Here is a 12,999-nt window from a genome sequence, read left to right as displayed (position 1 = left end):
GGACTTGCACTACGACGTCGTCATAGTTGGCGCGGGTCCTGCGGGCTCCATCACGGCGAAGTACGCAGCGCAGGGCGGTGCATCCGTCCTAATGCTGGAGAAGCGGCAGGAGATAGGCTCCCCCGTGAGGTGCGGGGAAGGCATCGCACGCGAGTGGATAGACGAGGTAGGAATCAAGCTCGACCAGAAGTGGATCGCCTACGAGGTGGAAGGGGCCAAGGTCGTCTCTCCGAACGGCAACTCCTTTTGCATAAACGAGCGCATAGCTGGCGATGAGGTCGGAACGGTCATCGAGAGGGACCTCTTCGACCGCGCACTGGTGGAGGACGCTGTCCGAGCGGGCGCAGACGTGATGGTGAAGACAGCAGTCACGGGCCTGATCAAGGACGGTGGCGTCAAGGGCGTCGTCGCGGACTCGCCTCGCGGACGGCTGGAGATCTCAGCGGGCGCCGTCGTAGGAGCGGACGGCTTCGAGTCCCAGGTCGGGTGCTGGGGCGGAATCGACACGAGGCTCAAGCCTCGCGATGTCACGACCTGCCTGCAGTACAGGATGACGAACATCCGACCGGACCCGGACTACTGCGAGTTCATTCTCGGGAGCGGCGCACCTGGCGGATACGTGTGGGTGTTCCCGAAGAGCGAGGAATCCGCCAACGTGGGCCTGGGAATGCAGCTCCGGAAGCTCAAGAAGAAGGGCGAGCTGAGATACTGGCTCGACAAGTACATCGAGAAGGACGAGCGACTGAAAGGAGGCAAGGTCATCGAGATAGTCTCCGGTGCGGTGTCAACGTGCGCTCCGATCGACAAGACCGTCTCTGACGGGCTCCTGCTCGTGGGGGACGCCGCGAGGCTGGTCGACCCGATAACTGGCGGGGGGATCGCGAACGCGTGCAAGGCCGGCCGCGTCGCCGGAGAGGTCTTGGCGGAGGCCGCGCAGGCGAAGGACTTCTCCGCGGAGATGCTCGACAAGTACGAGAAGGGCTGGAGAAAGCGGCTCGAGGAGGCGCTATTCCGCAACTGGATGGCGAAGGAGAAGCTGGTCACGCTGTCCGATGAGACGTTCGACAAGATCATCGAGGTATTGTCGAGGGAGAACCTCGACCACCTGTCGGTGCTCAACATACTGAAGGTCATACAGAGGGAACTCCCCGAGCTGGTCGAGGAGTTCATGGACCTGATCTAGTCAACGATTATTTTATTACGTGAACGCCCATCACCAACACTGTCATGACAGAGATCACTCACATCTCCTCCGTGGACGAGGGTTCATCGGGCCAGAAGGTCAGGATGGCGGGCTGGATACAGGACGTCCGCAACCTTGGAGGGATAGCGTTCATCATAATGCGCGAGCGCGAGGGCGTCTTCCAGGTCACCGCGATCAAGAAGAACGACCCGGAGCTCTTCGAGAAGATCGCGAATGTGCCGCGCGAGTCCGTGGTGACCGTCGACGGCATTGTCCAGGAGAACAAGGAGGTCATCAACGGGTTCGAGCTGATGGTGGAATCGTTCGAGCTCATCTCCGAGGCGGGGACACCCCTGCCGCTCGGCGTGATAGATCCGGTCGGGGCCGACCTCGACACGCGCCTGAACAACAGGTTCCTCGACCTGAGGAAGGAGAAGGTGCTCGCGCTGTTCAAGCTCAGGGACATAATGGAGCGCGCGATGCGGGGCTTCTTCACGGACAACGGCTTCCTCGAGGTGCATACTCCCAAGATTGTGGCTGCCGGCGCCGAGGGCGGGGCGACGCTTTTCCCGCTCAAGTACTTCGACAGCGAGGCGTACCTGGCCCAGAGCCCGCAACTGTACAAGCAGATCCTCATGGGTGCCGGGTTCGAGCGTATCTACGAGATCGCGCCCGCCTACAGGGCCGAGGCGTCTGACACTGTCAGACACATTGCCGAGTTCATCTCCGTGGACGCCGAGATGTCCTTCATCAAGTCGTCCGAGGACGTGATGGACCTCTGCGAGAGGCTCGTGTATCATGTCCTGAAGGCGATGAAGGAGGAGGGCAGCCACAGTCTCGAGCTGTGGCCTGTCGACATGGTCCTTCCGAAGCTCCCGCTCAGGCGGGTCACCCACGAGGAGTGCGTCGGATACCTCGGCGGCCTGGGAAAGGGGACAGACCCCGAGGGCGGCATGGACACGGAGGGCGAGAAGCTCGTCGGCAAGTGGGTCAAGGAGAAGCACGGCGAGGATTTCTACTTCATCACGGAGTTCCCCACGTCGGTGGTCGGGAAGACGTTCTACGCGATGCGGAAGGCTCAAGACCCCGAGCTGACTGGCTACTTCGATTTGGGCTGCAGGGGACTGGAGATCGTTTCCGGCGGGCAGAGGGAGCACAGATACGACGTCCTCACAAAGCAGATGGAGGAGAACAACCTCGATTTCGAGGAGTTCGAGTTCTATCTCAAGGCCTTCAGGTACGGCATGCCGCCACACGGCGGTTTCGGTCTGGGAGCCGAGCGGTTGCTGCAGACAGTGCTGGACGTCAAGAACATCAGGGAGTGCGTGCTCTTCCCAAGGGACAGGGTCAGGCTCGTCCCGTAGTCCCGTGTAACCTTTATTTGTCCCGCCCATTGTCGTCTCGGTGAGAGAGACATGAGAAAGGAACTTCTGTATGCCTCGATCGGTGGACTCTTTGTGACCGCCCAGGTTCTGACCGCGATAAGGGGCGAGTACCTCCCCTTCATGCCCGAGGAGTACAACTTCGTCCCTGCTGGGGTCATCGCATATCTCTCTATATTCCTGATCGCCAATATAATAAACGAGAAGGAGGGCCCGAAGGAGAAGACCAACATCATAATCGCGGGGATCTTCGCCAACTTCCTGTTCCTGCTGAACCTCTACATGGAGGCGCTCATGCCCGAGAAGACCGGCGTGTTCCCCGACCACGGGCACGCCACATTCAACTGGCTTCTGGGAACTGAGGCGAGGATAGTCTTCGGCAGCCTCATAGCGTTCGTGGTGGCGATGTACCTCAACAACTTCCTCTATCACAAGTGGAAAAAGAACATCTACGTGAAGTACGTCGTGACACTCATAATCGTGATGGCAATCGATACCGTGCTCTTCCACACGATTGCGTACACGGGGATCATCGGAACCAACGACCTGCTCGGAAGCATCGCCTCCGTGACGATACTCAAGACAATCCTCTCGGTGGTGAGCATCCCGATCTTCGGCTTCGGGCTGAAAGGCTACTCGTATTGGGCGGAGGCCTCTCTCGCGAAGAGGACCGAGGCCGGGGCGTAGTTGCGAAAGCTATTTCTACGTTATGGGACAATTCAGAACCGCGAGAAGGGTGGGAAATGAAGGAATTCAAGGTATATTCTGACAACAAGCGCGGTGAACTCGCCAGGATCGCGGAAGCGCTGGCGCAGAGCTCGGTGAATATCGAGGCTATAGCGAGCGAGAACTCGCATCCGGACGCCTTCCTGAGGATAGTGACGAACGACGTGAACACGACGAAGAGGGCGCTGTCGCGGGCAGGATACAAGTACGATGAGAAGAACATCATCGTGTTGGACCTCATCGACCGTCCTGGCGAACTCGCCAAGCTCGCGAAGAGAATGACGCGGGCAGGAGTGAACATAGAGTCCATCTATCTCCTGGAGAAGGCCAAGGTCGCGCTGGCCGTGGACGATCTCAAGAAGGCGATGAAGGTCATCAAGGAGAAGTACAAGAGTTTTAAGTGAGTGCTCCCTTTCGAGCCCTGAGTGCGTATGAAGGTCGAGGATTTCGACTACCCCTTGCCGAAGGGGCTCATTGCCCAAAGGCCGACGGCGGTCCGCGGGGATTCGAGACTGATGGTCCTGCAGGAGGACGGAGTCAGGCACCGGAGGTTCTCTGACCTGCCCGAGTACATGAACGAAGGGGACGTTCTCGTTCTCAACGACACGAAGGTGATCCCCGCCCGCCTGAAGGGTCGGCGCAGGACCGGCGGCGCGGTGGAGCTGTTGCTGCTCAGGAGAGAGGGAGACAACTGGTCGTGTCTGGGCAAGGGTCGGATGAGAGAGGGCGAGTCGATCCTCATTGGAGACACGTCGGCGGAGGTGGTGAGGAAGTCTGGCGGGCGCCTTCTCGTCAGGTTCGACACACCGGACTTCGATGCCTTTCTGCGGGAGTTCGGAGAGATGCCAGTCCCTCCGTACATCAAGGAGGAGTTGGACGACGGCGACAGGTACCAGACCGTGTACGCGAGCGCGGACGGCTCGATCGCGGCCCCGACAGCGGGGCTTCACTTCACGCCCGAACTGATGCGCGAACTGTCCTCCAAGGGGGTCAGGACCGCAAGGATCACGCTTCACGTGGGTCCGGGGACGTTCCTTCCGGTCAAGACCGCAGAGGTCGAGGGCCATTCGATGGAGGAGGAGCACTTCGAGATCCCTGGTGATGCGGCTCGGCTGATCAACGAGACCGTCGAGTCCGGCGGAAGGCTCTTCGCCGTCGGGACGACAACCGTGAGGGCTCTGGAGAGCAGTCAGAGGGACGGAAGGATCGCGGCGTCGAAGGGCTGGACCGACCTCTTCATACATCCCCCGTACGAATTCAGCGTGAGGATGGATGCCCTGATCACGAACTTTCACCTTCCTCGTTCGACGGTCCTCATGCTCGTCTCGGCCTATGCGGGCCAGGACAGGCTGCTAGAGGCGTACGCGCAAGCGGTCGAAGAGGAATACAGGTTCTACAGCTTCGGCGATGCGATGCTCGTGTTCAGGTGATGTCATGTTCAGGATTCTAGCGGAAGATGAGAGATCAGGCGCCCGGGCGGGAGTCCTGAGGACCGCTCACGGGGACCTCGAGACCCCGGCGTTCCTGCCAGTCGCTACGAAAGGCGTCGTGAAGACCCTCACGCCCGATGAGCTCAGGTCGATCGGTGCACACGGGATCATCGTGAACTCGTTCCATTTCCTGCTCCGAGGCAGGGATGCGGTCGCGAAGGCGGGCGGGATCCACGAGTTCATGAAATGGGACAGGGTCATCTTCACGGACTGCGGCGGGTTCCAGCTCATCAGAAAGGACTTCTCATTCCGTCTGTCAGATGAAGGGATGTCGTTCAAGCTCCCCGACGGCACGCCCTATCTTCTCGACCCGGGCGGTTCGCTCCTCCTGCAGGAGGAGATGGGCTCCGACGTGGCCTTCTCTCTCGACGACTGCCCTCCGCTCGGCAGCAACGAGAAGAGGACCCTGCTGTCCATGGAGAGGACGGCGAAGTGGGCGGAGGAGAGTCTGGCGGCTCGAGAGTCCGAGGACACTCTGCTCTTCGGGATAGTCCAAGGCGGCGGGGACGCAGAGCTCAGGAAGGACCATGCTCGCACCGTGGCGGAATTGGAGTTCGACGGCTTCGGGATCGGCGGACTGGGTCTGGGCGAACCGAAGGAGACAACCATGGCGATGGTCGAGGCCTCGCTGAAGGGACTGCCCCCGGCGTCACCGAAGCATCTGCTCGGGATAGGCAGCTTGGGTGACCTTAGGCACTACGTGTCCGCTGGAGTGGATATCTTCGACAGCGCTTTTCCTGCCAGAAATGCCAGGCACGGGACCTTCTTCGCGGGCGGCGGGTCGCATGACATACGGAAGAGGCGTTTCGAGGGCGTGATGGACCCGCTCGACGCGGACTGCGGGTGCTACGCCTGCGGGGAGTTCACTGCTGGCTACATCCACCACCTGTACAAGGAAAAGGAAATGCTCGCCATGAGGCTGCTCTCGATACACAACCTCGCGGCAGTCGAGACATGGATGGCGGAAGCGAGGGTCTCACTGAGGGAAGGGGCTTTCAGCCCGCCTGTTCGGGTTTAGCGGGCTTTGTCTCATCCACGATCTTGTAGTAGACGGGCTGGACATTCTCCTCGTACCCCGCCTTCTCGTAGAGCGCCTTCGCGGCGATTGCCTCATGCCTCGTCCAAGCGAAGATGAACTCGACGCCTTTCTTCCTCGCAAGCTCCAAGACCTTCTTCATGAGCCCGAGGGCGATGCCCTTCCTCCTGTACTCCGGTTTGACGTACATCGCCGTCAGCTCACCCATCGATGTCTGGCCGTCCGTGGAAATGCTCATGCCGCAGATGCCCACGATCTCGCCGTCCCTCTCATCCACGACGTGAAAGATCTCGCCCTCGAATCTGGTTGTGAGACCTCTCCTTCTCCATCCGCGGTAAAGATTCTCAAAGCTCTCGTTGACGCCAGCGTACCTCTGATCTTCGTGCCCCTGGCACGCGAAAAGATGCAGGAGATCCTCCCTATCGTAAACATTAGTTTCCCTGATCATCACGGAGCCTCATCCTGCGTTGGGGGATAATGGTATCTTTACTGACAAATCCCCAGTCACATTTATAAGAGTGAATGTATATTATCCTTCCAGTGGCAAGAGGTATTTTCGAGCGGGAGCTCAAGGGCATCTTGCAGGGCGACCTTGAGATGCTGGACAAGGTCACGAGGTCGTGCGACGAAGAGGAGACGGTCAACTACAAGAGGATACACGACAGCCCCTTCATCGTCATGCGCGCGGCGGGCTCCTTCGGAGTCGACCTGATGGCGCTGCGCGGTGACATAGGATTTCCGATCGAGGTGAAGTCATCCAAATTCAGCACGCTCAGGTTCAGCCAGTCCACGAGGGTGACGAACCAGGCCGAGGATATGATAGAGAAATGCGGCAAGGCGGGCCTCGTTCCGATCTACGCCTACAGGCTCAAGGGGCGGCGCGGGGACGCGTGGCGGCTCTTCACGTTGCCCGTGAAGAAACAGTTCAAGGGCCAGCAGAGGACGCTGTACAGAAGGCTCCCCAAGGCGAGGGTCACGCCCAAGGACTACTTCGTCATGAAATGGGAGGACGGCTTCCCGCTGAACGAGTTCATCGACTACATCTGTTCTGACTGAGTCTCGTCCTCGCTGGGCGGGGCCTCTTCGCCAGCTTCCTCGAAGGACTCCTTCCTCCTTCGCATCAGAAGGATACTCAGAGTGACGACGATGATGACGATTAGGATGACTAGGAGGATCAGCCACGTGTAGTCCTCCGTCTGGGTTTTGGTCGTCGTTCCGGACGCCTCGTCCGAGTAATCGGATTCCAGGCCTCGCTTGTTCACCGCCGTGACCACATAGTAGTAGGTCCTGCCATCGCCGAGATCCTCATCGTAGAAGGCCGTGGAATAGAGGCGCTCTGTGTTCAGTTGGAACCTTAACCCCCCAGACTCAGTCATCCTGTAAATGTTGAATTCCCTTCGGCCGGTCAGAGGCGAACCGTCCTCGTTCTCCGTTGGCGGGTCCCACCGCAGAAACAGGACTCTCCTGTCCTCCGGCGTGACGGTGAGATTCTCCGGCGGGAGAGGCCTCGTCTCGGTAATCTCCGCGTCATATGCTTGACTTCGAGCTCCATTTCCATCACTGTCGTTCGCCCAGAAGAAGTACGTCAGCATCCCCGCGTTGGATTGAGCCTCAACGACGTAGTTGAACTCGTCCCCACCAAGCAGGCTCATGCTCTCGTTGTGCACGACCCCGTCCGTGTCCGTGTAGTTCACTCTCACAGATTGGAGGAGGAAATTGTCGATCACTGTCACAGATAGACTGGAGGTCTCCTCCACCCGCCAAGTTCCTGGCGGGGCGTGAGTGAAGTCTGGAGGCGTCGTATCGACGATTCGGAACGTTCCAGACGATGAGTTCCAATTCTCGTACACATCGCTGGCCCAGATCATGAAGGAATAGTCCCCGAGCTCGTTGTACGTCATGTTCAGGTAGTAATAGTCCCCGCCAGCAGGGTTCAAGCTCGTGTTCGACCAGGACATGTCGGGCTGTGTGATGTTCACTACCACGGACTGGAGGCCGAAGTCGTCGGTCACGTTAGCGGACACATTGACATTGTTGTAGACTTCCTGAGGGGACGGTTGCGCACTCACCTCGCCGATCTCTGGGGGGAACGTGTCAGCGTTGACCGTTGCGCGGAAGCTCCAGGAATAGGGGGAGACGAGATTGTTTCCTGGGTCAGAATCATCACTCGCCACAGCGGTGAAATTGGCGGTGTAAGACCGATTCGTATCGAGAAGACTGTCCGGAGTGAAGACGATAGTGTCCCCGATCCAGGATGTCTGCCCAGGGACAGCGGTCCAGGTTGAGTTATCCAATAGTGAGAATGCCGTTTCGGTCGATGACGCATTCATCCCTTCACTCCAGCTTGCCTGGACGGTGGCGCTCCTTGACACGTCAGTGGATCCGTCGACCGGAATTGTCGACAGGACGGCAGGAGGGGTCGAATCCACAATGGGAACAAACGCCTCTGCCCACGCTGTGTAGGCGTCCGTGTCGATGGCCGTCACGTTCACCGCGACGTCAGTGGCGTTCAGGAAGGGAGTCGTCCATGAGTACACGTTGGGGTTTGGTCCGCCCGCTATTGGCCCTGCGATCGTGCCTGTCGTGGTTCCTGCGTTGAAGGAGTAGTTGATGTAAACCGTGAGAAGAGTGTTCGCGTCCTGAAGGTCGCTCATGTTCCAGATGATGTCGTGCACGCTGTTCCCGCTCCAGTCCTGCGCTCCGTCGGGAACGGAGAGCGTGACGATGGGGGAAGAGGGTCCTTGGAGGATCGGTGTCCAGACCTCAACCCCTCCGTCCCCAGCGGCACCGATTTCGAGAAGGCCATCGTTGTTCACATCGCCGCACGCTATGCCCCAGTACTCGCCCGTGGTGGGCAGGCCCGTGAGCGAAGGGTCAGACCAGCTCAAGACTCCTCCTGCACCGCCATTGCCCATGCGGACTGTGACGCCCTCTGCGCCGCTCCCGCTTCCCGCGAAGACGAGATCAAGGTTGCCATCAAGATCCAGATCGCACAGCTCTGCACCTCCGTATTCTCCCGTGGTCGGAAGACCGGACGAATTGCCTTCCCAGAGCATCGAGCCTCCAGACCCTCCGTTCCCAGTGAATACGAACATGCCCTTGAGGGCTGCGTAGCGCGCGGCTGCGAGGTCCAGATTGCCGTCATGGTTCACGTCTCCGAATGCGAGTCCCAGGTAGACTCCAACCGTTGGCAGTCCGGTATCGTTCCTGATCCAGGAGTCCGCCAATCCGGAACCGTTCCCTGTCCACACCTGGACGCCCACGCTGTCCATTGAGCTTGCCGTGAAATCCATCTTCCCGTCGTGGTTGACATCGCCGATGGCGGCATCGTCCACGCTCATCGTGGACGCCGGAGGTCCCTCGTCCGGGCTCCAGCTGAAGTTCCCATCGCCCAGGAAGACCATCGGCCCCGAATTACCTGTATAGAAGCCAGTCACGATATCGGTGTTGCCATCGTTGTTCAGATCGCCCTTCTCGATACCCCCTCCGAAGTCCGAACTCGCACTCCCCTCTTGGGTCCATGCGCCTGACCCGTTCCCGCTCCATACATCCAAGCCAACGAATCCGTTCAGCCCGGCTGCAACTATGTCTTGAGCTCCGTCATGGTTCAGGTCATCGAATCTCAGGCCGCCGTAGCCGCCGGTCATCGACAGCCCGCTCGAGCTGTTGACCCAACTCCCGCTTCCATCGCCGAGGAAGACCCGCAGTCCCCTCATCTCATTCTGGAAGCTCGTGAAGCCCACATCCAGCTTTCCGTCGCGGTTCACATCCTCGAAAACGACGTCCGCCCATCTCAAGCTCGCGGGCAGTCCTGTCGAGATCTCCGTGTATCCCGTTATGAGGAGGTCGGGACGTTCGTTCTCCCATATCTCCACGCCGCCGTTGTAGCTGGTCACGAAGTCTATCTTGCCGTCATTGTTGTAATCGCCAGCGTCGATGTCGACGAAGTTGCCAGACGGGAGACCGGTCGACTCCTCGGTCCAGGTCATGCTTCCCCCAGCGCCACCGTCGCCGAGCCAAATCCTCAGGCCTGCGCCCTGGTAGTGAGATGCGAATATGTCAAGATCGCCATCATTGTCCAGGTCCTGCAGCGACACGGCGAGATATCTGTCCGTGACCGTGTCAAGACCCGTGGAATTGTCGGTCCAGGTCATGCTCCCTCCTGTGCCTCCGTTGCCGAGCCAGACCCTGACTCCCTGCGGTGTGTAGTACGCTGTCGCCGCAATGTCGAGATCTCCGTCATTGTCCACGTCTCCAAGGTCCACGCTTGAGTACATCCCCGTCGTGGGAAGGTCCGTCCCCGTGTACGCGTCCGTCCAGTTCAGAGCGGCACCGGGAAGGCCGTTTCCCGTCCAAGCTTTTATCCCGTTGAGATTGTCCGCTGTGACTATGTCGGGCTTTCCGTCACCGTTGACGTCCCCGATCGCAACCCCCCAGAAGTTGCCCGAGTTCGGCAGTCCAACAGAGGAATCGGTCCAGACCATGCTACCTCCGACCCCGCCGTCTCCGGCCCACACGCGGACTCCTGCTGGCGTCCCCGCGATTAGGTCCATGTTCCCGTCGAGGTTGACGTCCGCAGCTGTCAGGGCGTTCCACCCGCCGGGGGTGAGATCAGGCGTCCAAACCATCGAACCGCCCTCGCCGCCGTTACCCATGAAGACCTGGTTGCCAACGACGTCGAGATTCCCGTCGTTGTTGAAGTCCGCGAGGATGAGGTCTACATCCCCTCCAGCTCCCGGAAGACCGCTGGACTGCTCGATGAAGTTCCCCTGTCCGTCTCCAACGTAGACGTGCGTGCCGCCTCCCTGGGCGGCGACATCAAGCCTGCCGTCGTTGTTCACGTCCCCGAAGTAGACGCCGTAGTATTCCCTGTCCGTTGGAAGCCCGCTCGTCACGGGATTCCAGTTGACACTGACATCATCCGTTGCACGAGTGCTCGTTCCATCTGACATGCCGCTTGAGTGAGTAGAGGGAATGGTCAGCAGTGCAGTTCCCAGCAATAGGCCAAAGACTGCAAGTGCGAACGATCTCTCCAAGCGAGCCTGATTACCGATTAAGCGCGGACAACTGCCCATTCTATCTCTCCTTCAGAATTCAAACGTCTGTATCTTCACTCTCATGCTTCTAGCGGTCCTCTTCGCGGGACCGAGTTGGTCTTGATTCTCAGGAATATGCGAAGCTTGACTGGCAGGATTCCTTCAAATCGTATGCGATTCTTTGCCCGTTTGCATCCCGCAGATTGACCTTTCTGACCGCTAGCGGCGATTCAACGTGAAACGAGGTATTTAACAGTTCTTGGCGGATTAGTGCTCACTGATTCCAGCATGCATATTTTCCAGCAACCTCCTTGCTTGGTTCGAGGCTCCTTTGAGACAGGTCTTGAAGGGAAAACAGGGCAATCGCCTAGTTCCTTCCGCTCCCTGCATGACGCAGAAATCACGGGATGGGCTATGTATTGCGGATGCTCCAGGTGGCATCACTTCCTACTCTTACCCAGTATCCAGAGCCTGGCTGCAACGTGTCACCATCACTGAGAATGGTCAGGAAGTGTGGGCTCACCAGGGGCTCCAATCCTTCGACCCTGTCCGCTCCCACTTCCGCTTTCAAATCCATGATCCTGAAGGAAGAGTTGAAGGACGGGAAACCCACGAAATTCCATCCAGCTCTCAAACTGATTCCCACTTCGGAGGGGACCAGCCCTGCAGCTGTAAGGTCGCCTTCCATTGTGACGTCCACCCACAACGCCATCTTGTGGTCGACACGGTCGACGTCGCTGTATCCCTTGGAATGTGAGAATGTCTTCCAATGGTCCAGATCATCAAATGCTTCATAACGCCAGACCAGGTCGAAATCTATTGTCTGCAACACGGTCGCCACAGCCTCGTCATACTGGACAAGAGGAATCGATACGATGTTCCTGCCAGCGAGCAAGTGGTTTACGAACTTCGCTGCTTTGTTTGAAGGAACACTCTCGACAAGACCATCGCTTGCCGTCACATAGTAGAAGTAGTTGTTTGAGTCGCCATCACCGCATCCAACGCAGGGCCAGCTATACTGGGCCAAGTCCGGGGCAGCCATGCTATCCACGATGGAATAGGGTCCTTCATACTGGCTTGAACTGTACACGGAATATGCGACGACATCATCATCACCTATGCCATCGTCCGATGACCTATTCCACGATATCCTTACGTCGCTCAAACCTGGGCCTTCGAGAACCGCACTTGTGATCTCAGGTTGCCCTGGCCTATTCATCGTTGTGAAGACGATGACGAGCTCGTCCGCGCCGATCTCGCCACCCGTGCCGTCCTGATCCTGGTCGAGCGGGTTTCCGAGGACATCTCTCGCCGTGACGTCGAAGCTTACCCAATAGGTCGTGCTGAAATCCAGGTCCATCGTGGGGTTGAAGGTCGACGTGTTGGTCTGATGGGTGAAAACACCATCGGAAGCAGACCAGATCGTGGAGCCATCGGTGTAGCTGAATGAATTCTCGACCGAGGTCAAGTCCATCGACTCGCTCCAAGTCACAGCGAAATCGGTGTCAACGGGAACACTCGATGCTGTTGGTGACCAGGTCAGTGCAAAAGGAGGTACGATATCTCCAGGTGAGCCGAAGCAGTACACTCTGCCCCCGCCCCCGTGCGTTCCCATGAAGACCATTCCGTCTGCGACCGCAGGGGAAGAGTCCACGTCCCCGCCGAGGTTGTACCTCCATCTGTAGCTCACGGGACCAGGCTGTATGACGTCGAAGGCGTACAGGTAGTTGGACTTGGAGCCGATGAAGACCTGACCGTCCGCAATCGCGGGAGACGACATCGTCGACCCGATCGGGTATTCCCATATCACGTCCGCGAATCCTCCGAAGCCCTGCGGGTTGAGCACGTACAGGTTGCCGTCAATCGAGCCGACGAATAGCATGTCGTACGCGATGGCAGCCGAGGACATGAAGCTCGTTGATGAGCCGGACAAGAACTCCCACACGACACTGAGGTCAGTTGCGTTCAGGGCGTAGAAACTGTTGTCAGGGTTAACCCACTGATAGCCGTTCCCTATGTAGACTTTGTCATCGAAGATCACAGGAGAACCGTACATCGGACTCCCAGTGTTGAAGGAGTTGGCTGCCGAGACTGTGGGGCCAGGCTGATTTATCAGGATCTGATACACGTATCCGTCGCAGGCGGC

Annotated in this window: 10 protein-coding genes; 7 read left to right on the top strand and 3 right to left on the bottom strand. The window is 58.7% G+C overall.

All coding sequences use genetic code 11. The features are described 5' to 3' along the window. Positions 1–4 precede the first annotated feature (4 nt). From LN415_06185 to tgt, 6 genes are read left to right on the top strand one after another with little or no spacing between them, the layout of a single operon-like run. Complete coding sequence (locus LN415_06185) at positions 5–1,183, top strand: NAD(P)/FAD-dependent oxidoreductase (protein ID MCJ2556681.1); 1,179 nt, start codon at positions 5–7, stop codon at positions 1,181–1,183. A gap of 44 nt (positions 1,184–1,227) precedes the next feature. Further along, positions 1,228–2,547, top strand: a complete 1,320-nt coding sequence (aspS, locus tag LN415_06180; GenBank protein ID MCJ2556680.1) for an aspartate--tRNA(Asn) ligase — start codon at positions 1,228–1,230, stop codon at positions 2,545–2,547. Positions 2,548–2,598: 51 nt separating this feature from the next. Further along, positions 2,599–3,252 (top strand): queuosine precursor transporter, encoded by a 654-nt coding sequence (locus tag LN415_06175; GenBank protein ID MCJ2556679.1) that lies wholly within the window; start codon positions 2,599–2,601, stop codon positions 3,250–3,252. A 56-nt stretch (positions 3,253–3,308) separates the two neighbouring features. After that, on the top strand, positions 3,309–3,695 hold the full coding sequence (locus tag LN415_06170) for a hypothetical protein (GenBank protein MCJ2556678.1): 387 nt from the start codon (positions 3,309–3,311) through the stop codon (positions 3,693–3,695). A gap of 27 nt (positions 3,696–3,722) precedes the next feature. Continuing rightward, complete coding sequence (queA, locus tag LN415_06165) at positions 3,723–4,721, top strand: tRNA preQ1(34) S-adenosylmethionine ribosyltransferase-isomerase QueA (protein MCJ2556677.1); 999 nt, start codon at positions 3,723–3,725, stop codon at positions 4,719–4,721. A gap of 4 nt (positions 4,722–4,725) precedes the next feature. Continuing rightward, positions 4,726–5,799, top strand: a complete 1,074-nt coding sequence (tgt, locus tag LN415_06160; protein ID MCJ2556676.1) for a tRNA guanosine(34) transglycosylase Tgt — start codon at positions 4,726–4,728, stop codon at positions 5,797–5,799. Here the strand turns inward: tgt and LN415_06155 are convergent. Next, entirely contained in the window at positions 5,777–6,265 is a 489-nt protein-coding gene (locus tag LN415_06155) for a GNAT family N-acetyltransferase (protein ID MCJ2556675.1), read from the bottom strand. The genes tgt and LN415_06155 overlap by 23 nt on opposite strands. A gap of 92 nt (positions 6,266–6,357) precedes the next feature. Between LN415_06155 and LN415_06150 the strand changes: the two genes are divergently transcribed. Further along, positions 6,358–6,873: a Holliday junction resolvase gene (locus LN415_06150; GenBank protein ID MCJ2556674.1), complete on the top strand. Its 516-nt coding sequence runs from the start codon at positions 6,358–6,360 to the stop codon at positions 6,871–6,873. On the opposite strand, the gene LN415_06145 is transcribed toward LN415_06150, so the two are convergent. Then, positions 6,855–10,892 carry an FG-GAP-like repeat-containing protein gene (locus LN415_06145; protein MCJ2556673.1) on the bottom strand — a complete coding sequence of 1,346 codons (4,038 nt, stop codon included), beginning with the start codon at positions 10,890–10,892 and terminating at the stop codon, positions 6,855–6,857. The two genes, LN415_06150 and LN415_06145, sit on opposite strands and share 19 nt — an antisense overlap. 373 nt (positions 10,893–11,265) lie before the next feature. After that, positions 11,266–12,999: PQQ-binding-like beta-propeller repeat protein (locus LN415_06140; protein MCJ2556672.1), on the bottom strand; the 1,734-nt coding region annotated here is incomplete at its 5' end.

Source organism: Candidatus Thermoplasmatota archaeon, from assembly GCA_022848865.1.
GTDB lineage: Archaea > Thermoplasmatota > Thermoplasmata > RBG-16-68-12 > JAGMCJ01 > JAGMCJ01.
The sequence above is the reverse complement of the archived record's forward strand: the minus strand, read 5'-3'. Positions and strand labels throughout refer to the sequence as shown.